The sequence below is a fragment of the Streptomyces sp. NPDC059906 genome (assembly GCF_042730645.1).
GTDB classification, from domain to species: domain Bacteria; phylum Actinomycetota; class Actinomycetes; order Streptomycetales; family Streptomycetaceae; genus Streptomyces; species Streptomyces rubrogriseus.
Map to the genome: position 1 here is coordinate 128,698 of NZ_JBHWKU010000012.1, position 19,113 is coordinate 147,810.

Annotated in this window: 16 protein-coding genes; 11 read left to right on the plus strand and 5 right to left on the minus strand. The window is 71.9% G+C overall.

Going from position 1 to position 19,113, the window contains the following annotated elements; translation table 11 throughout:
• The first annotated feature begins 223 nt into the window (after window positions 1–223).
• The 9 genes from ACFV9J_RS20100 (at window position 224) to pssA (ending at window position 11,057) form a co-directional block, all read left to right on the plus strand.
• Window positions 224–2,029: a 3-hydroxyacyl-CoA dehydrogenase family protein gene (locus ACFV9J_RS20100; protein ID WP_385356019.1), complete on the plus strand. Its 1,806-nt coding sequence runs from the start codon at window positions 224–226 to the stop codon at window positions 2,027–2,029.
• Between the two features lie 136 nt (window positions 2,030–2,165).
• Entirely contained in the window at window positions 2,166–2,981 is an 816-nt protein-coding gene (locus ACFV9J_RS20105) for a TetR family transcriptional regulator (protein ID WP_385356021.1), read from the plus strand.
• Window positions 2,982–3,316: 335 nt separating this feature from the next.
• Window positions 3,317–4,660, plus strand: coding sequence for a crotonyl-CoA carboxylase/reductase (ccrA, locus tag ACFV9J_RS20110; RefSeq protein WP_385356022.1), 1,344 nt, complete (start codon window positions 3,317–3,319; stop codon window positions 4,658–4,660).
• Window positions 4,661–4,678: 18 nt separating this feature from the next.
• The gene (locus ACFV9J_RS20115) at window positions 4,679–6,706 is read left to right on the plus strand and encodes a protein meaA (RefSeq protein ID WP_385356023.1); all 2,028 of its coding nucleotides are present in this window, start codon (window positions 4,679–4,681) and stop codon (window positions 6,704–6,706) included.
• Window positions 6,703–7,665 carry an HpcH/HpaI aldolase/citrate lyase family protein gene (locus ACFV9J_RS20120; protein ID WP_385356024.1) on the plus strand — a complete coding sequence of 321 codons (963 nt, stop codon included), beginning with the start codon at window positions 6,703–6,705 and terminating at the stop codon, window positions 7,663–7,665. Before ACFV9J_RS20115 ends, ACFV9J_RS20120 begins: the two co-directional genes overlap by 4 nt.
• A gap of 5 nt (window positions 7,666–7,670) precedes the next feature.
• Entirely contained in the window at window positions 7,671–8,183 is a 513-nt protein-coding gene (locus tag ACFV9J_RS20125) for a MaoC family dehydratase (RefSeq protein WP_385356025.1), read from the plus strand.
• The gene (locus ACFV9J_RS20130) at window positions 8,184–9,389 is read left to right on the plus strand and encodes an acyl-CoA dehydrogenase family protein (RefSeq protein ID WP_385356026.1); all 1,206 of its coding nucleotides are present in this window, start codon (window positions 8,184–8,186) and stop codon (window positions 9,387–9,389) included. It abuts the gene before it with no gap.
• 170 nt (window positions 9,390–9,559) lie between these two features.
• Window positions 9,560–10,216: a phosphatidylserine decarboxylase gene (locus tag ACFV9J_RS20135; RefSeq protein WP_104631952.1), complete on the plus strand. Its 657-nt coding sequence runs from the start codon at window positions 9,560–9,562 to the stop codon at window positions 10,214–10,216.
• A 22-nt stretch (window positions 10,217–10,238) separates the two neighbouring features.
• A complete protein-coding gene (gene pssA / locus ACFV9J_RS20140) occupies window positions 10,239–11,057 on the plus strand; it encodes a CDP-diacylglycerol--serine O-phosphatidyltransferase (protein ID WP_031037634.1) in 819 nt (272 codons plus the stop codon).
• A 269-nt stretch (window positions 11,058–11,326) separates the two neighbouring features.
• Here the strand turns inward: pssA and ACFV9J_RS20145 are convergent, their stop codons facing one another.
• Entirely contained in the window at window positions 11,327–12,469 is a 1,143-nt protein-coding gene (locus ACFV9J_RS20145) for a glycerate kinase (RefSeq protein WP_385356128.1), read from the minus strand.
• Between the two features lie 187 nt (window positions 12,470–12,656).
• Here ACFV9J_RS20145 and ACFV9J_RS20150 point away from each other — a divergent pair, with 187 nt between their 5' ends.
• On the plus strand, window positions 12,657–13,151 hold the full coding sequence (locus ACFV9J_RS20150) for an NUDIX domain-containing protein (RefSeq protein WP_385356027.1): 495 nt from the start codon (window positions 12,657–12,659) through the stop codon (window positions 13,149–13,151).
• 40 nt (window positions 13,152–13,191) lie between these two features.
• Window positions 13,192–13,917, plus strand: coding sequence for a Sir2 family NAD-dependent protein deacetylase (locus tag ACFV9J_RS20155; protein WP_385356028.1), 726 nt, complete (start codon window positions 13,192–13,194; stop codon window positions 13,915–13,917).
• A 34-nt stretch (window positions 13,918–13,951) separates the two neighbouring features.
• Here the strand turns inward: ACFV9J_RS20155 and ACFV9J_RS20160 are convergent, their stop codons facing one another.
• The 4 genes from ACFV9J_RS20160 to ACFV9J_RS20175 all read right to left on the minus strand — a co-directional run bounded on the left by ACFV9J_RS20160 (window position 13,952) and on the right by ACFV9J_RS20175 (window position 19,043).
• On the minus strand, window positions 13,952–14,821 hold the full coding sequence (locus ACFV9J_RS20160) for an LLM class flavin-dependent oxidoreductase (protein ID WP_385356030.1): 870 nt from the start codon (window positions 14,819–14,821) through the stop codon (window positions 13,952–13,954).
• A 182-nt stretch (window positions 14,822–15,003) separates the two neighbouring features.
• Window positions 15,004–15,498 (minus strand): methylated-DNA--[protein]-cysteine S-methyltransferase, encoded by a 495-nt coding sequence (locus ACFV9J_RS20165; RefSeq protein WP_385356032.1) that lies wholly within the window; start codon window positions 15,496–15,498, stop codon window positions 15,004–15,006.
• Between the two features lie 58 nt (window positions 15,499–15,556).
• On the minus strand, window positions 15,557–17,041 hold the full coding sequence (locus tag ACFV9J_RS20170) for an AlkA N-terminal domain-containing protein (RefSeq protein WP_385356034.1): 1,485 nt from the start codon (window positions 17,039–17,041) through the stop codon (window positions 15,557–15,559).
• A 79-nt stretch (window positions 17,042–17,120) separates the two neighbouring features.
• The gene (locus ACFV9J_RS20175; RefSeq protein ID WP_385356129.1) at window positions 17,121–19,043 is read right to left on the minus strand and encodes a heavy metal translocating P-type ATPase; all 1,923 of its coding nucleotides are present in this window, start codon (window positions 19,041–19,043) and stop codon (window positions 17,121–17,123) included.
• Window positions 19,044–19,113: the final 70 nt, after the last annotated feature.

The window sequence follows — 19,113 nt, forward strand, 5'->3', positions numbered from 1 at the left end:
GGTCCGGTACCTCGGGTACCGCATCAGGACTCGGCCTCGGGACAGGGCCGGTCACAGGCCGCCGGGCGGGCGTGTGCACGCCCCTCAGGACGGCACCGGGCGGGTGCGCGAGCAGGCCCGGCAACACCCGCACTCCCTTCCTTCTCCTTCTCACGCACCCGGTGCGCTCCACGGCGTACCCAGGCGTGTTCCCGTCGTCACCCCTCATTCCTGGAGTCCCTCGATGGCCACTCCCCTGTCCGACACCCCTCTGTCCCCGCTCCGCACCGTCGCCGTCGTCGGCCTCGGCACCATGGGCACCGGCATCGCCGAGATCCTGGCCGGGGCCGGCCGCGAGGTCATCGGCATCGACGTCAGCGAGGCGCAGGCCGTCAAGGCGGTCGCCGCGCTGGAGTCCTCCACCGCCCGCGCCGTCGAGCGCGGGCGCCTGACCGGGCAGGAGCGCGCCGACGCCCTGGGCCGCGTCCGCACCTCCACCGACCTGCGGGCCGCCGCCGGCGCCGACCTGGTGATCGAGGTGGTCCCGGAGTCGTACGAGATCAAGCAGCGGGTCTTGCGGGAACTGGACGGGATCGTGCGTCCGGAGGCGATCCTGGCGACCGGCACCAACGCGCTGTCCGTCACCCGGCTGGCCGCCGACTCGGCCCGCCCGGAGCGGGTGCTCGGCCTGCACTTCTTCAACCCCGCGCCGGCGATGAAGCTGGTCGAGGTCGTCTCCTCGGTGCTGACCGCGCCCGCCGCCGTCGCGGCCGTCACCGACCTCGCCCTGGACCTGGGCAAGGAGCCGGTCGCGGTCGGCGACCGGCCCGGCTTCGTCGCGGACGGGCTGCTGTTCGGCTACCTCAACCAGGCCGCCGCGATGTACGAGGCGAACTACGCCTCCCGCGAGGACATCGACGCCGCGATGCGGCTCGGCTGCGGACTGCCGATGGGGCCGCTGGCCCTGCTCGACCTGGTGGGCGTGGACACCGCGCGCACGGTCCTGGAGGCCATGTACGCCGCCTCCCGGGACCGTCTGCACGCCCCCGCCCCGATCCTGAGACAGCTCAGCGACGCGGGCCTGACGGGGCGCAAGGCCGGGCGCGGCTTCTACACCTACGAGGCGCCCGGCAGCGCGGTCGTGGTGCCGGACGCGCTGACGCCGGGCACGGGCGCAGCCCCGGTCGCCGGGCGGACGGTCCGCGCGGTCGGTGTGGCCGGGTCGGGCACCATGGCGTCCGGCATCGCCGAGGTGTTCGCCAAGGCCGGGTTCGAGGTGGTGCTGGCCGCCCGCAGCGCGGAGAAGGCGCGGACGGCCAAGGCCCGGATCGGGAAGTCCCTGTCCCGGTCGGTCGACAAGGGACGCATGACCGCTCAGGCGGCCGCGCGGACGCTGGAACTGATCACGCCGACGGGCACCTACGACGACTTCGCCGACGTCGACCTGGCCGTGGAGGCCGTCGCCGAGGACCTGGAGGTCAAGCGGCAGCTGTTCGCCGCGCTGGACAAGGTCTGCAAGCCCGGCGCGGTGCTGGCCACCACCACGTCCTCGCTGCCGGTCGTCGCCTGCGCCCGCGCCACCTCGCGCCCGCAGGACGTGATCGGGATGCACTTCTTCAACCCGGCCCCGGCGATGAAGCTGGTCGAGGTGGTCCGCACGGTGCTGACCGCCGACGACGTGCACGCCACCGTGCACGAGGTCTGCGCCAGGGTGCGCAAGCACGCCGTGGACTGCGGCGACCGGGCCGGGTTCATCGTGAACGCGCTGTTGTTCCCGTACCTCAACAACGCGGTCAAGATGGTGCAGGAGCACTACGCGACCCTCGACGACATCGACGCGGCGATGAAGCTGGGCGGCGGTTACCCGATGGGCCCGTTCGAGCTGCTCGACGTGGTCGGACTCGACGTGTCGCTGGCCATCGAGAAGGTGCTGCACCGGGAGTTCCGCGACCCGGGGCTGGCTCCCGCGCCGCTCCTGGAACACCTCGTGGCCGCGGGCTGCCTCGGCCGCAAGACGGGCCGCGGTTTCCGCGAGCATGCCCGCCGCTGAGCCGCCGGGCGACTGGCCGCGGTCCGAGGAGGACTGGGGCGGACTGCTCGATCCGGCCGGGTCTCCCCCGCCCCGCGCGGGCGGGGGAATCCCCGGTCACGCGCGTGATTGCGCCCGCATGCAGTACGTTCGGGTCATGCCCCAGCCCGCCAAGTCCTCACGTACCTCAGCCACGTCCGACGCGCCGGAGAGCGCGGCCGGCAGCCGGGCCGCCGCCCAGCGGCTCAAAATGCGCCGGGAGCTGGCGGCGGCGGCGATGGAGCTGTTCGCGACCAAGGGGTACGAGGCGACCACCGTCGACGAGATCGCGGCCCAGGCCGGGGTCGCCCGCCGCACCTTCTTCCGCCACTTCCGCTCCAAGGAAGAGGCGATCTTCCCGGACCACGACGACACCCTGGTGCGGGCCGAGGCGGTGCTCAACGCGGCGCCCGCGCACGAGCATCCGCTCGACACGGTGTGCCGCGGCATCAAGGAAGTCATGAAGATGTACGCGGCCCGGCCGGAGATCTCGGTGGCCCGCTACAAGCTGACCCGCGAGGTGCCCACCCTGCGCGAGGCGGAGATCGCGTCGGTGGCCCGTTACGAGCGGCTGTTCACCCGCTATCTGCTCGGCCACTTCGACGAGCACGCGCACGACGACGACGCGGGCGACGACCCGCTGCTCGCGGAGGTCGCGGCGTCCGCCGTGGTGACCGCGCACAACCACGTGCTGCGGCGCTGGCTGCGGGCCGACGGGCAGGGCGACGTCGAGGCCGAGCTGGACCACGCCTTCGCGATCGTGCGGAAGACCTTCGGCACGGGCATCGGGGCGGGCCGCAGCACGGCCTCCCCCGCCCGCCCCGCCGCCTCCTCGGCCTCCGTGCAGGGCGAGGTGCTGGTGACGGTGGCGCGCACCGACGCGCCGCTGCACGAGGTCATGCGCACCATCGAGCAGGCACTCAAGGAGCGCTGACCGCCCCCTCCGCACTGTTCCGCACTGTGACGACGGCCACCCACCGGGTGGCCGTTTTTGCATGTCGGCGCCCGTTTTTCCCCTTCGGCGGGAGATGATTCGATCGATCATCGCTCATCTGTCGCGTAAAGAATTCATCTGAGAACAGTTTCTGGCACTCAGTGCCTTGCGGGGTGACACGCGGTGTCATACGTTGAAGGTGTCCGGGCTGTCCCCGCACCTCATCCCCCTGCGCGCCCGAACGCCTGCGTCACAGGCACACACCCTCACCTCAGCAGCACCGACGTAACCCTCAGCGCCCCTCCCTCAGGGCGCTCACCGCCGGAGGCAACACCGTGACCGTGAAGGACATCCTGGACGCGATCCAGTCGCCCGACTCCACGCCGGCCGACATCGCCGCACTGCCGCTCCCCGAGTCGTACCGCGCGATCACCGTGCACAAGGACGAGACCGAGATGTTCGCGGGCCTCGAGACCCGCGACAAGGACCCCCGCAAGTCGATCCACCTGGACGACGTGCCGGTGCCCGAGCTGGGCCCCGGCGAGGCCCTGGTGGCCGTCATGGCCTCCTCGGTCAACTACAACTCGGTGTGGACCTCGATCTTCGAGCCGCTGTCCACCTTCGGGTTCCTGGAGCGCTACGGCCGGGTCAGCGACCTCGCCAAGCGCCACGACCTGCCGTACCACGTCATCGGCTCCGACCTCGCCGGTGTCGTCCTGCGCACCGGCCCGGGCGTCAACGCCTGGCAGGCGGGCGACGAGGTCGTCGCGCACTGCCTCTCCGTCGAGCTGGAGTCCTCCGACGGCCACAACGACACGATGCTCGACCCCGAGCAGCGCATCTGGGGCTTCGAGACCAACTTCGGCGGACTCGCGGAGATCGCGCTGGTCAAGTCCAACCAGCTGATGCCGAAGCCGGACCACCTCAGCTGGGAGGAGGCCGCCGCTCCCGGCCTGGTCAACTCCACCGCGTACCGCCAGCTCGTCTCGCGCAACGGCGCCGGGATGAAGCAGGGCGACAACGTGCTCATCTGGGGCGCCAGCGGCGGACTCGGCTCCTACGCCACCCAGTTCGCCCTCGCCGGCGGCGCCAACCCGATCTGCGTCGTCTCCAGCGACCAGAAGGCCGACATCTGCCGGTCGATGGGCGCCGACGCGATCATCGACCGCAACGCCGAGGGCTACAAGTTCTGGAAGGACGAGCACACCCAGGACCCGAAGGAGTGGAAGCGCTTCGGCAAGCGCATCCGCGAACTCACCGGCGGCGAGGACATCGACATCGTCTTCGAGCACCCCGGCCGCGAGACCTTCGGCGCCTCCGTGTTCGTCACCCGCAAGGGCGGCACCATCACCACCTGCGCCTCGACCTCGGGCTACATGCACGAGTACGACAACCGCTACCTGTGGATGTCCCTGAAGCGCATCATCGGCTCCCACTTCGCCAACTACCGCGAGGCCTGGGAGGCCAACCGCCTCATCGCCAAGGGCAAGATCCACCCCACGCTCTCCAAGGTGTACTCCCTGGAGGACACCGGCCAGGCCGCGCACGACGTCCACCGCAACGCCCACCAGGGCAAGGTCGGCGTGCTCTGCCTGGCGCCCGAGGAGGGCCTGGGCGTGCGCGACCACGAGAAGCGCGCCCAGCACCTCGACGCCATCAACCGCTTCCGGAACATCTGAGGACGGCGGAGGCCACCCATGACTGAGCGTCACAAGGACCGGCCGTGGCTCATGCGCACCTACGCCGGTCACTCCACGGCCGAGGCGTCCAACGAGCTGTACCGGCGCAACCTCGCCAAGGGGCAGACGGGTCTGTCGGTCGCCTTCGACCTGCCGACCCAGACCGGCTACGACTCCGACCACGTCCTCGCCCGCGGCGAGGTCGGCCGGGTCGGCGTGCCGGTCGCGCACCTCGGTGACATGCGCCGGCTGTTCCAGGACATCCCGCTGGAGCAGATGAACACCTCGATGACCATCAACGCCACGGCCATGTGGCTGCTGGCGCTCTACCAGGTCGTCGCGGAGGAGCAGGGCGCGGACGTCACCAAGCTCCAGGGCACGACCCAGAACGACATCGTCAAGGAGTACCTGTCCCGGGGCACGCACGTCTTCCCGCCGGGGCCGTCGCTCCGCCTGACGACCGACATGATCGCGTACACGGTCTCCCACCTGCCCAAGTGGAACCCGATCAACATCTGCAGCTACCACCTGCAGGAGGCGGGCGCCACGCCGGTGCAGGAGATCGCGTACGCGATGTCCACCGCGATCGCCGTGCTCGACGCGGTGCGCGACAGCGGTCAGGTGCCGCAGGAGCGGATGGGCGACGTGGTCGGCCGCATCTCCTTCTTCGTGAACGCGGGCGTGCGCTTCGTCGAGGAGATGTGCAAGATGCGCGCCTTCGGCCGCATCTGGGACCGCGTCACCCGCGAGCGCTACGGCATCGAGAACCCCAAGCACCGCCGCTTCCGCTACGGCGTCCAGGTCAACTCCCTGGGCCTGACGGAGGCGCAGCCGGAGAACAACGTCCAGCGGATCGTCCTCGAGATGCTGGCCGTGACCCTCTCCAAGGACGCACGGGCGCGTGCCGTGCAGTTGCCGGCCTGGAACGAGGCCCTGGGCCTGCCCCGCCCCTGGGACCAGCAGTGGTCGCTGCGCATCCAGCAGGTGCTGGCCCACGAGAGCGACCTGCTGGAGTACGAGGACCTCTTCGAGGGCTCGAAGGTGGTCGAGGCGAAGGTCGGCGAGCTGGTCGAGTCGGCGTTCGCGGAGATCGACCGCATCCAGGAGATGGGCGGCGCGATGGCCGCCGTGGAGTCCGGCTACCTCAAGTCGCAGCTGGTCGCCTCGCACGCCGAGCGCCGGGCGCGGATCGAGTCGGGCGAGGAGAAGATCATCGGTGTCAACGCCTTCGAGGGCACCGAGCCCAACCCGCTGACCGCCGACCTGGACACCGCGATCCAGACGGTCGACCCGGCGGTGGAGGCCCGCGTCGTCGCCTCGCTGGAGAACTGGCGCGACTCCCGCTACCAGCCGCCCTTCAACCACCCGCGCCCCTGCAAGGCGCTGGAGAAGCTGAAGGAGGCCGCGCGCGGCACCGGCAACCTCATGGAGGCCACGCTGGAGTGCGCCCGCGCCGGCGCCACGACCGGCGAGTGGGCCGGGGCGCTGCGCGAGGTCTTCGGCGAGTTCCGGGCGCCGACCGGCGTGTCCTCGGCGCCGGTCGCGGTCACCGCGGAGGAGGGTTCGGCCCTGTCCGAGGTGCGCCGCAAGGTGGAGCTGACGGCCAAGGAGATGGAGGTCGGCAAGCTCCGCTTCCTGGTCGGCAAGCCCGGCCTGGACGGCCACTCCAACGGCGCCGAGCAGATCGCCGTGCGCGCCCGGGACGCCGGGTTCGAGGTGGTCTACCAGGGCATCAGGCTCACCCCGGAGCAGATCGTGGACGCCGCCCTCGCGGAGGACGTGCACGCGGTGGGCCTGTCCATCCTGTCCGGCTCGCACGCCCAACTGGTGCCGGACGTACTCGAACGGCTCCGTGTGGCCGGTGCCACAGACATCCCGGTGATCGCCGGTGGCATCATCCCGAACGGTGACGCCGAGGAACTGCGGGCCGCGGGAGTGGCCGCGGTCTTCACCCCGAAGGACTTCGACATCACCGGCATCATCGGCCGGATCGTCGACGAGATCCGGTACGCGAACAAGCTCGACCCCCTGGAGGTCCCCGCATGACCACGGTCAACCGTCTCCGCCCCCGGCGCTCCTGTCTGGCGGTCCCGGGAAGCAACCCGCGCTTCCTGGAGAAGGCCCAGGGCCTCCCGGCGGACCAGGTCTTCCTGGACCTGGAGGACGCCTGCGCGCCGCTCGCCAAGCCCGAGGCGCGGCACACCATCGTCAAGTTCCTCAACGAGGGCGACTGGACCGGCAAGACCCGCGTCGTGCGCGTCAACGACTGGACGACCGAGTGGACGTACCGGGACGTCGTGACGGTGGTGGAGGGCGCGGGCCCGAACCTGGACTGCATCATGCTGCCGAAGGTCCAGGACGCCCAGCAGGTCGTGGCCCTGGACCTCCTCCTCACCCAGATCGAGAAGACGATGGGCTTCGAGGTCGGCCGGATCGGCATCGAGGCGCAGATCGAGAACGCCCAGGGCCTGAACAACGTCAACGAGATCGCCCAGGCGAGCCCGCGCGTGGAGACCATCATCTTCGGCCCGGCCGACTTCATGGCGTCCATCAACATGAAGTCCCTGGTCGTGGGCGAGCAGCCGCCCGGCTACCCGGCGGACGCCTACCACTTCATCCTGATGAAGATCCTGATGGCCGCCCGCGCCAACGACCTCCAGGCGATCGACGGCCCCTACCTGCAGATCCGCAACGTGGACGGCTACCGCGAGGTGGCACAGCGCGCCGCCGCCCTCGGCTTCGACGGCAAGTGGGTGCTGCACCCGGGCCAGGTCGAGGCGTCCAACGAGATCTTCTCGCCCTCCCAGGAGGACTACGACCACGCCGAGCTGATCCTGGACGCGTACGACTACTACACGTCCGAGGCGGGCGGCAAGAAGGGCTCGGCGATGCTCGGCGACGAGATGATCGACGAGGCCAGCCGCAAGATGGCGCTGGTCGTCTCCGGCAAGGGGCGTGCGGCCGGGATGCGGCGCACGTCGAAGTTCGAGATCCCGGAGGGCTGAGGGCGATGCAGTTCGGACGCACCTACGAGGAGTTCGAGGTCGGGGCGACCTACAAGCACTGGCCCGGGAAGACGGTCACGGAGTACGACGACCACCTGTTCTGTCTGCTCACCATGAACCACCACCCGCTCCACATGGACGCCAACTACGCCGAGAAGACGACGGACTTCGGCAGGAACGTGGTGGTCGGCAACTACATCTACTCGCTCCTGCTCGGCATGTCCGTCCCGGACATCTCCGGCAAGGCGATCGCCAACCTGGAGATCGAGTCGCTCAAGCACGTGGCGCCGACCTTCCACGGCGACACGCTGTACGGCCAGACGACGGTGCTCGACAAGTGGCCGTCGAAGTCGAAGAACGACCGCGGCATCGTCCACGTCGAGACCAAGGGCTACAAGCAGGACGGCACCCTGGTGTGCGTGTTCCGCCGCAAGGTGATGGTGCCGACGGAGACGTACACCAAGGAGCGCGGCGGCGAGCAGCCGGGCCGCCCCGAGCTGAAGGAACAGGGGAAGTAGATGAGCCGCCTCGCCCAGACCCACGGTCTGACGGACGTCCAGACGGAGATCCTCTCCACCGTCCGGGACTTCGTGGACAAGGAGATCATCCCGGTCGCCACCGAGCTGGAGCACCGGGACGAGTACCCGCAGGACATCGTCGACGGGCTCAAGGAACTCGGCCTGTTCGGGCTGATGATCCCCGAGGAGTACGGCGGCCTGGGCGAGTCGCTCCTGACGTACGCCCTGTGCGTGGAGGAGATCGCCCGGGGCTGGATGTCGGTGTCCGGCATCATCAACACGCACTTCATCGTGGCGTACATGCTCAAGCAGCACGGCACGCAGGAGCAGAAGGACCACTTCCTGCCCCGCATGGCCGCGGGCGACATCCGGGGCGCCTTCTCGATGTCCGAGCCGGCGCTGGGCTCCGACGTCTCGGCGATCTCCTCGAAGGCGGTGAGGGACGGCGAGGAGTACGTCCTGAACGGCCAGAAGATGTGGCTGACGAACGGCGGTACGTCGTCGCTGGTGGCCGTCCTGGTGAAGAGTGACGAGGGTCACCCGGACGGCACGGCCCCGCACAAGTCGATGACGACCTTCCTGGTGGAGAAGGAGCCCGGCTTCGGCGAGGTCCGCCCGGGGCTGACCATCCCCGGCAAGATCGACAAGATGGGCTACAAGGGTGTCGACACCACCGAGCTGATCATGGACGGCCTGCGCATTCCGGCCAATCGGGTGCTCGGCGGTGTCACCGGACGAGGTTTTTACCAAATGATGGACGGCGTCGAGGTCGGCCGCGTCAACGTGGCGGCCCGTGGCTGCGGCGTCGCTCAGCGTGCCTTCGAACTCGGCGTCCGGTACGCCCAGCAGCGTCACACTTTCGGCAAGCAGATCGCCCGGCACCAGGCCATCCAGTTCAAGCTCGCGGAGATGGCTACCAAGGTGGAGGCGGCGCATGCGATGATGGTGAACGCTGCGCGCAAAAAGGACTCGGGCGAACGAAACGACCTGGAAGCGGGGATGGCCAAGTACCTCGCCTCCGAGTACTGCAAGGAGGTCGTCGAGGACGCCTTCCGGATCCACGGCGGGTACGGCTTCTCCAAGGAGTACGAGATCGAGCGCCTCTACCGCGAGGCGCCGATGCTGCTCATCGGTGAAGGCACCGCCGAGATCCAGAAAATGATCATCGGCCGCCGACTGCTCGAAGAGTATCGATTCCAGGGTTAGATGTCCGGATACGGGGTGTTTTCTTGGAGAAGAAGGTCACACCCCGTAGGCAGTCTTCGGCCGCCGACTCAGCTTCCTGGCTTACCCAGTTGCGGCGCGGAGCCGCTACGATCGCCGGAAAGCCGCCGTCCCCCGTCATAGCGCGGCATCATCCGCTACGAAGGTCATCCATGCCCCACAGCCAAACCTCTGCACCTCGCGACAGCCTCGCCGGCGTACGCCTCGCGCGCGGAGCCTCGCCGTGGCTTCTGCCGACCGTCGCCACCGCAGCCGTCAGCCTCCTGCGGGCCCGCCGTTCCGGCGCCGCCAAGGCCGTCGCCGTCCCCGCCACCGCGCTCGCGGCGGGGATGCTGTGGTTCTTCCGCGACCCCGAGCGCGAGATCACCCAGGGCCGGGTCGTCTCGCCCGCCGACGGTGTGGTGCAGAGCATCATGCCGTGGAAGGACGGCCGCACCCGCGTCGCGATCTTCATGAGCCCGCTCAACGTCCACGTCAACCGCGCCCCGCTGTCGGGCACGGTGACGTCGGTCGAGCACGTGCCGGGCGGCTTCGTTCCCGCTTTCAACAAGGAGAGCGAGAACAACGAGCGCGTCGTGTGGCACTTCGACACCGAGCTCGGCGACATCGAGATGATCCAGATCGCCGGCGCGGTGGCCCGCCGTATCGTCCCGTACGTGCCGCAGGGCACGAAGGTCGAGCAGGGCGAGCGGGTCGGTCTGATCCGCTTCGGCTCCCGCGTCGACCTGTACCTGCCGGAGGGTGTGGAGGTCGACGTCGAGGTGGGTCAGAAGACGGTGGCTGGGGTGACTCGAATTGACCGTGATTGATCCACAGACCCAGGCCGGATGGGTGCCGGAGGCCGACGAGGTGGACGACGAGGAGGAGATGCCGCTCTCGCTCCGCCTGTCGATAGCGGACACGCTCACGCTCGGCAACGCCACGTGCGGCTTCATGGCGGTGTACTTCACCACCACCGGCATCCTGATCCCGCACCTCATGGGCAGCGACGAGTCGGGCATGGCCCGGCACAGCGCGGCCACCGCGGTCATCCTGATGCTGTGCGCGGCGATCTTCGACCTGTTCGACGGTCTGGTCGCCCGCAAGCTGCGGTCCTCGCCGATGGGCGCGGAGCTGGACAACCTCTCCGACCTGATCAGCTTCGGCCTCGCACCGGCGTACTTCGTCCTCGTCTACGGCATGGTCGCGGACGACGCCTACCAGCGGGTGGCGGCGGTGGGGGCGATCGTGGTGCTGCTGGCGGTGGTGCTGCGGCTCGCGCGGTTCTCCTGCGTCACCGTCAAGGACGGCACCTTCCAGGGCATGCCGTCGCCGTTCGGGGCGCTGACGGTGGTGTCGATCGTGCTGCTGGAGCTGCCGTTCGTGGCGACGCTGCTGGCGATCATCGGCACGGCCTGGCTGATGGTGAGCCGGGTCGAGTACCCGAAGCCGCGGGGGCGGCTCGCGGTGGCGATGCTGTCGTGGATCGTCCTGTCGATGGGGCTGCTGGCCGGCTGGGCGTTCGACGCGCCGAGCGGGCAGCTGCTGCTGCAGACGGGGTGTGCGCTGCAGTTGGTGATGGGGGCGGTGATCCCCCTGTTCGCCACGGCTCGCAGGGTGAACAACTTCCGTGACAATCGGCGGGAGGCGCGGGCCGCGCAGCTTCCGTGACGTGTGAACGTCGGTAGGGCCCCGGACCCGGGTTGGGTTCGGGGCCCTTCTGTTTGTGCGCGCCCGGCGTCGGTGTCGGCGTCCCTGGGGGCTCCGCCCCCAGACCCCCGGGCCTATGCCCACCCACCGCCCGACTCGGTGGGGAGAGGGGTGAGCCTCCCAGCCCGTCCGGCGTTTGAGGACGAGGCCCGTTCAGGGCCGAAAACGGGGGTCTGGGGGCAGAGCCCCCAGGGTCGGGAATGGGAAGGGGCGGCGGGGGCGAGACTCCCCTAGGCCAGGAAGTCCCTGGCGATCGACTCCGCCACCCGCTCCAGGATCGGCCCCGCGTCCGCGATGCACTTCGCGACGTCCGGCTCCACATCCGTCAGCGGATACGCCCGCCGGATCCCGGCCCGCCCCAGCACCTCCGCCGGCAGCGCGAGCCGCCCGCACACCGCGACGACCTCCTTGCCCGCGGCCCGCGCCGCCGCCGCGACGCCCGCCGGCGCCTTCCCGTGCAGGGTCTGCTCGTCCAGCGAGCCCTCCCCGGTGATCACCAGGTCCGCCCGCGCCAGCGCAGGCGCGAAGCCCAGCACGTCCAGCATCACCTCGATGCCGGGCCGGAACCGCGCACCCAGCAGCATCGCGCCGAACCCGATGCCGCCCGCCGCACCCGCGCCCGGCGACGCGGCGTACCCGGCGGCACGCGCGCCCACGCCCTCCGTCCGCTCCAGCACCTTCGCGAAGTGCGCGAGGGCGGTGTCCAGGGCCGTCACGTCGTCCGGCGAGGCACCCTTCTGCGGCCCGTAGACCGCCGGGGCGCCCTTCGGCCCGGTCAGCGGATTGTCGACGTCGCTGGCGAGCACCAGCTCCACGTCCGACAGGCGCGGGTCGAGACCGGACAGGTCGGCCGAGGCCAGCCCCGCGAGACCGCCCCCGCCGGGCGCGACCGGCTCGCCGTCCCCGTCCAGGAACCGCGCGCCCAGCGCGGCCAGCATCCCGGCGCCGCCGTCCGTGGTGGCGCTGCCGCCGACCCCGAACACGATCGTCCGCGCGCCCGCGTCCAGCGCGGCCCGCAGCAGCTCGCCCGAGCCGTACGTGGACGACGTCAGCGGTGCGAGGACGCCTTCCGGGAGCCGCTGGAGGCCGCTGGCCTCGGCCATCTCCACGACGGCGGTGTCCTCGCGCAGCGCGTACGCCGCCGTCACCTCGTCGCCGAGGGGACCGGCGACCCGTACCTCCCGGCGTTCGAACCCGGCCGCGACCGCGGCGGCCACCGTGCCGTCGCCGCCGTCGGCGACGGGCAGCGCCTCGACCAGGACGTCCGGCACGACGCGGCGCAGTCCGGCCGTGACGCGCTCGGCGACCTCGACGGCCGTCAGCGAGCCCTTGAACTTGTCCGCGGCGACGAGTACCCGGCGGGTCCCGTCCACAGCAGCGTCAGCCACCTTGCTCTCCCCTTGCTCTTCGAGCCTTGCGCACGTCAAGGCAGTCGCGCCGCTGCGACCCTAACCGGAGGACGCCCGCGCCGTCATGCCCTGCCCACACCGTGGAACCCGCCGTGCACCCGCTCCGGGAGTGCGCCGGGCCCGGGGCCGGGCCGCTCGTTACGCTTCCGGGATGACCACTGCTGACTACGCCGCCTACATCGCCGGACTGCCCCGCGTCCTCGCCGGTGCCGCCGCGGTCTTCCGGGACGCCGCGGGGCGCGTGCTGCTCGTCGAGCCCAACTACCGCGAGGGGTGGGCGCTGCCCGGCGGGACGATCGAGTCCGGGGACGGGGAGAGTCCGCGGCAGGGCGCGCGGCGGGAGACCCTGGAGGAGATCGGACTCGACGCGCGGATCGGTCGGCTGCTCGCGGTGGACTGGTCGAACGGGCCGGGCAGGCCACCGATCGTGGCGTACCTGTACGACGGCGGGGTCCTGTCGGAGGACGACCTCAAGGCGATCCGGCTGCAGGAGGAGGAGCTGCTGTCCTGGCGGCTGGTGCCGCGCGGGGAACTCGGCGACCACCTGCTCGGTTCCCTGCACGGCCGGGTGCTGGCCGCGCTGGACGTACTGGCGGACGGCTCCGGCACGGCCGAGCTGGAGGACGGTGTGCGGGTCGACCGATAACCGTTCGCCGACCGCACCTGGGCGCCCTACCCTCGACCGCATGACCGGCAAGCCTCTCGTCGCCGTCCTCAGCGGTGCCGGCGTCTCCACCGACTCCGGCATTCCCGACTACCGCGGTCCGAACGGTCTGTGGCGGCGCGACCCGGAGGCCGAGAAGCTCGTCACGTACGAGTACTACATGGGCGATCCGGAGATCAGGCGGCGCTCCTGGCTGATGCGGCGGGACAGCGCCGCGCTGCACGCCGAGCCGAACGCGGCGCACCGCGCGGTGGCCGACCTGGAGCGGCGCGGGGTACCGGTCCGTGTGCTCACGCAGAACGTGGACGGTCTGCACCAGCTCGCCGGGCTCTCCGCCCGCAAGGTCCTCGAACTGCACGGCACCGCGCGCGCCTACGTGTGCACCGGCTGCGGGGCCCGGGGGCCGATGGCGGACGCGCTGGCCCGGATCGAGGCCGGTGAGGCCGACCCGCCGTGTCTGGAGTGCGGCGGCATTCTGAAGTCGGCCACCGTGATGTTCGGCGAGCGCCTCGACCCGGTGGTGCTGGGCGAGGCGGCCGCCATCAGCAAGGCGTGCCAGGTGTTCGTCGCGGTCGGCACCAGTCTCCGGGTGGAGCCCGCCGCCGGGCTGGCCGGCGTCGCCGTCGCGCACGGGGCCCGGCTGGTCGTCGTGAACGCCGAACCGACGCCGTACGACGAGCTGGCCGACGAGGTGGTCCGGGAGCCGATCGGCTCGGCCCTGCCCGAGCTGCTGCGCGGGCTGGGCTGAGCCGCGGCGGCGGGAACCGGGAGCCGCAGGCCCGTCAGAACAGGGTGTCGGCGAGGCGGTCGACCTGGTCGGGGTCCGAGGACCAGCAGTAGAGCACGACCTCGTCGGCGCCGATGTCCCGGAAGGCGTCGACGGCGGCGCGGATCTCCCGCGCGGTGGTGAGCAGGCCCTTGGTCATGTACTCGGCGCGCCCGGTGAAGGCGTAGTAGTCGCCGAGGTTGCGCCGGGCCCGCTCCACCGTGCCGTCGGGGCCGAGGGCGACGCTCGCCTGGGCGACCAGGCGCGGCCGGCCCGGGCGGTCGTACTTCCGCCAGACCGCCTCGACCTGGCGGAACAGGCCGTCCATGTGCGCGGCGGGCAGCGCGGCGCCGAGGAAGCCGTCGCCGAACCGGCCGACCCGTTCCAGGGCGGCCGGGGCGAAGCCGCCGAACAGCACCCGCGGTCCGCCGGGCGTGGCGGGGCGGGGCCCGATGGGGCCGACGTCGCGGCCGTAGGGCTCGCCGTCCCAGGTGCGGCGCAGCAGGGTCAGCTGCTCGTCGAGGCGGCGGCCCCGGCGGTGGAGGTCGATGCCGGCGGCGAGGCAGTCGTCGGCCCGCCCGCCGACTCCGATGCCGAGCGTGAAGCGGCCGTCCGACAGGCGGTCGAGGGTGGCGGTCTGCTTGGCGAGCAGCGCGGTGTTGTGGACGGGGGCGATCAGCACCTCGGTCTGCAGGCGGATGCGGGAGGTGGCGCCCGCCAGGGTCGCGAGGGTGATCAGGGGTTCGGGGTTGTCGTAGACGAGCCGGTCGAGCAGGCCGAGCGTGCTGAACGGGAGCGCGTCGGCGCGCCGGGCCCAGGCCGGCAGCAGGGCGGGGTCGTCGACGGGCAGGCCGAGGCCGATGTGCGGGCGGTGCGTGGAATGCATGGGTGCGGTCCTCCGGAGGGCATGCCGATAAGTGGCGCCGCCCCTCCGTGGTCCCGGGCTGCTGTGCGCGGGCCTGCTCCCCATCTGCGGCATCGTTCGGGAGAGCGTGGTCTTCGAAGTCCGGTGAGCGTAACGGGCCCCGTGGCGCGCGGGCAACGCGTTTTCGCCCGGGGCCCGCGCGGCTAGAACAGGGCCTGAGGTCCCGCCGCCCCGCGTTCGAAGTCCAGCAGCCGCTGCTTGCGCTCCAGGCCGCCGCCGTAGCCGGTGAGGCCGCCGCCGGCGCCGATGACGCGGTGGCAGGGGACGATGATGCCGATCGGGTTGCGGCCGTTGGCGAGGCCCACGGCGCGGGAGGCGGCCGGGTTGCCGAGGTCGGCGGCGAGTTCGCCGTAGGTGCGGGTCTCGCCGTACGGGATCTTCTGGAGCTGTGCCCAGACCGTGCGCTGGAAGGGGGTGCCGTTCAGCCGCAGGCCGAGGGTGAAGTCCTTCAGTTCACCGGTGAAGTAGGCCTCCAGCTGCTCCTCGGTCTCGGCGAAGGGGCGTTCGTCGCGTGCGCCGAAGGTCTCCTCCGCCGGGCGGTGGCGCTGGTCGGTCATGTAGAGGCCGCACAGGGCGCCGTCCTCGGCGACGAGGGTGAGTGCGCCGTAGGGGCTGTCGATCACGGTGTGCTGTTTCACGGGTTTCGCTCCGGCTCCTCGAACGGGCTGATACGGGCCAATACGGGCTAATGCCGACTTATACCGGCAGGAAGTTGATCGGGTGGTCGTCGGTCGCCCACAAGTACTGGACGGCGTACGCCCGCCAGGGCCGCCAGGCCGCCGCGCGGGCGGTGAGCGCGGCCGGGGTGGAGGGCAGGCCCAGTTCGGCGGCGGCGCGGCGGATGCCGAGGTCGGTGGGGAGGAAGGCGTCGGGGTCGCCGAGGGCGCGCATGGCGATGACGTCGGCGGTCCAGGGGCCGAAGCCGGGGAGGGCCAGGAGCCGGGCGCGGGTCTCGGCCCAGTCGCTCTCGACGCCCGGGTTGACGGAGCCGTCGGCCAGGTGGGCGACCAGGGTGGTGAAGGTGGTGCGGCGGGTCCTGGGCATCGCCAGGGTCTCCGGGTCCACCGCCGCCAGCGCCTCGGTGGACGGGAAGAGGTGGGTGAGGCCGCCCTCGGGGTCGTCCACCGGGTCGCCGTGCGCGGTGACCAGGCGGGCGGCGTGGGTGCGGGCGGCGGCGGTGGAGACCTGCTGGCCGAGCACGGCCCGTACGGCGAACTCCGCCTCGTCCACCGTGCGCGGCACCCGCCGCCCGGGGGCCTTGTCGACGAGCGGCGCGAGCAGCGGGTCGGCGCGCAGCTGGTCGTCGATCGCCGTCGGGTCGGCGTCCAGGTCGAGCAGGCGCCGGCAGCGGCTGATGGCGACGGTCAGGTCGCGCAGGTCGCTGAGGGTGAGGCGGCAGGCGATGTGGTCGGGGTTCGGGGTGAGGGCCACGATGCCGTGACCGTACGGGAGGCGCAGGGTGCGCCGGTACGCGCCGTCCCGCCACTCCTCCACGCCGGGTACGGCGGTGGCGGCGAGGTGGCCGAAGAGGTTGTCGGGGTTGAGGGGGGTGCGGAAGGGGAGGCGGAGGGTCAGGGCGCCGGGGGTGGTGGGGGCGGGGCGGTTCCTGGGGGCGCGGGTGCGCAGTTCGCTCGGGGAGAGGGCGTAGACCTCGCGGACCGTGTCGTTGAAGGCGCGGATGGAGGAGAAGCCGGCCGCGAAGGCGAGGTCCGCCATGGGCAGCGGGGTGGTCTCGATCAGCAGCCGGGCGGTCTGGGCGCGCTGTGCCCGGGCGAGGGCGAGGGGGCCCGCGCCCAGTTCGGCCAGGAGCTGGCGTTCGACCTGGCGGGTGCTGTAGCCGAGGCGGGCGGCGAGGCCGGGCACGCCCTCGCGGTCCACGACGCCGTCGGCGATCAGGCGCATGGCGCGGGCCGTGAGGTCGGCGCGCAGGTTCCACTCGGGCGAGCCGGGGCTGGTGTCCGGGCGGCAGCGCTTGCACGCCCGGAACCCGGCCTGCTGGCAGGCCGCCGCGCTCGGGTAGAAGGTCATGTTCTCGGGCTTGGGCGGCACCACCGGGCAGCTGGGCCGGCAGTAGATGCGGGTCGTCAGGACGGCCGTGAAGAACCAGCCGTCGAAGCGCGCGTCCTTCGACCGGACGGCGCGCACGCAGCGCTCGGTGTCGGTGTGCATTCCCGTCTGCATGCGTCCAGGATGGTGCACCGGCCGGGCCGGGGCTGGCGGGAATCCGACATGGAGGTGCCGCGTGCTGGGGTCCCGCGGATCACTCCGGGCGCCAGGCCGACTCGCGCAGCAGCCGCAGGCCGTTCAGGCCGACCAACACGGTCGAGCCCTCGTGGCCCGCGACACCGAGCGGCAGCGGAAGGTGGCCGATCAGGTCCCACAGGACGAGGACCATGATGCAGACCCCGGCGACGGCCAGGTTCTGGACGACCAGCCGGCGGGCACGCCGGGAGAGGTCCACGACGGCGGGTACGGCCGTCAGCTCGTCGCGCACGACGACCGCGTCGGCGGTCTCCAGGGCCAGGTCGGAGCCTGCCCCGCCCATGGCGACGCCGGCGTGTGCGGCGGCCAGCGCGGGGGCGTCGTTGACGCCGTCGCCGACGAAGAGCACCTTGCGGCCGGCCCGCTCCCGTTCCCGTACGGCCTCGACCTTGCCCTCGGGCAGCAGTCCGGCGCGGACGTCGGTGATGCCGGTCGCGTCGGCCACGCGGGCGGCGGCGGGCGCGTGATCGCCGGTGAGCAGGGTGGGGGCGGTGCCGGTGAGAGCGGTGAGCCGGGTGGTGGCCCGGGCGGCGTCGGCGCGGAGGCGGTCGGTGAGGGCGAGGGTGCCGAGGAGGGCGCCGTCGCGGGTGACGCGGACGGTGGTTTCGGCGCCCGCGGCGGCCTCGGTGGGATCGGCGCGGCCGACCTGCACCGTGCGGCCGTCGATCACGGCCGTCACGCCGCGGCCGGGGGCCGCCCGGAAGTCGCCGGCGGGCGCGATGCGCAGTCCCCGGGCGCGGGCGGCGGCCACGATCGCGCGGGCCAGCGGGTGTTCGCTGGGGTACTCGGCCGCGGCGGCGAGGGCTAGGAGGGCGTCCTCGTCGGCATCGCCACCGGCCACGGGGGTTACGGCGGTCACCTCGGGGGTCCCCTCGGTGAGGGTGCCGGTCTTGTCGAGGGCGGCGGTGTCGGTCTCGCCGAGGCGTTCCATGGCGGCCGCCGACTTGACCAGGACCCCGTGCCGGCCGGCGTTGGCGATGGCCGAGAGCAGCGGCGGCATGGTCGCCAGGACGACCGCACACGGCGAGGCGACGATCATGAAGGTCATGGCGCGCAGCAGGGCGTCCGTGAGGTCGGCGCCGAAGCCGAGCGGGATGCCGAAGACCGCGAGGGTGGCGACGACCACCCCGACCGAGTAGCGCCGCTCGATCTTCTCGATGAACAGCTGGGTCGGCGCCTTGGTGCGGGACGCCTCCTCGACCAGGGTGACGATCCTGGCGATGACCGAGTCGGCCGGGTCGCGCCCGACGCGGACGCGCAGGGCGCCGGTGCCGTTGAGCGTGCCGGCGAAGACGTCGTCGCCGGGGCGTTTGAGGACGGGCAGGGACTCGCCGGTGATGGTGGCCTGGTCGACCTCCCCGGCGCCCTCGACGACCGTGCCGTCGGCGCCGATCCGCTCTCCCGGCCGGACCAGGACCAGGTCGCCGACGGCGAGGTCGGCGGCCGGGACGGTCTCCTCGCCGCCTTCCCGCAGGCGGGTCGCGGTGGTGGGCGCGAGGTCGAGCAGGCCGCGCACGGAGTCGGCGGTGCGGGCGGTGGCCAGGGCCTCCAGGGCGCCGGAGGTGGCGAAGATGACGATCAGCAGGGCGCCGTCGAGGACCTGCCCGACGGCGGCCGCGCCGAGCGCCGCGACGATCATCAGCAGGTCGACGTCCAGGGTCTTCTCGCGCAGCGCCCGCAGTCCTTCGAGTGCGGGCTCCCAGCCGCCGGCGGCGTAGGCGAGCACGTACAGCGGGCCGTACGTCCAGGCGGGGGCCGAGCCGAGGTCGAGGGGCAGGGCCGCGAGGAAGGCGACGAGGGAGACGAGCGCCCAGCGGGCCTCGGGCAGGGCGAGGACGCGGGTGCGGCGGCGGGGCGGCGGTGCGGTGGCGGGCGCGGTCCGCGGAGCTGGGGCGAGGGTGGTGGACACGCGGCACACCATACAGGAACACATGAAGACTCGTTCATTAATTCATTCGTTCATCCGTTCATGTGTTCATGTGTTACCGGGG

Coding starts and splice junctions, on each gene's coding strand:
- ACFV9J_RS20155 (WP_385356028.1), top strand. CDS start 13,192: ATGACCGGCAAGCCTCTCGTCGCCGTCCTCAGCGGTGCCGGCGTCTCC.
- ACFV9J_RS20135 (WP_104631952.1), top strand. CDS start 9,560: ATGCCCCACAGCCAAACCTCTGCACCTCGCGACAGCCTCGCCGGCGTA.
- ACFV9J_RS20150 (WP_385356027.1), top strand. CDS start 12,657: ATGACCACTGCTGACTACGCCGCCTACATCGCCGGACTGCCCCGCGTC.
- ACFV9J_RS20130 (WP_385356026.1), top strand. CDS start 8,184: ATGAGCCGCCTCGCCCAGACCCACGGTCTGACGGACGTCCAGACGGAG.
- ACFV9J_RS20175 (WP_385356129.1), bottom strand. CDS start 19,043: ATGGTGTGCCGCGTGTCCACCACCCTCGCCCCAGCTCCGCGGACCGCG.
- ACFV9J_RS20100 (WP_385356019.1), top strand. CDS start 224: ATGGCCACTCCCCTGTCCGACACCCCTCTGTCCCCGCTCCGCACCGTC.
- ACFV9J_RS20120 (WP_385356024.1), top strand. CDS start 6,703: ATGACCACGGTCAACCGTCTCCGCCCCCGGCGCTCCTGTCTGGCGGTC.
- ACFV9J_RS20125 (WP_385356025.1), top strand. CDS start 7,671: ATGCAGTTCGGACGCACCTACGAGGAGTTCGAGGTCGGGGCGACCTAC.
- ACFV9J_RS20160 (WP_385356030.1), bottom strand. CDS start 14,821: ATGCATTCCACGCACCGCCCGCACATCGGCCTCGGCCTGCCCGTCGAC.
- ACFV9J_RS20115 (WP_385356023.1), top strand. CDS start 4,679: ATGACTGAGCGTCACAAGGACCGGCCGTGGCTCATGCGCACCTACGCC.
- ACFV9J_RS20105 (WP_385356021.1), top strand. CDS start 2,166: ATGCCCCAGCCCGCCAAGTCCTCACGTACCTCAGCCACGTCCGACGCG.
- ACFV9J_RS20170 (WP_385356034.1), bottom strand. CDS start 17,041: ATGCAGACGGGAATGCACACCGACACCGAGCGCTGCGTGCGCGCCGTC.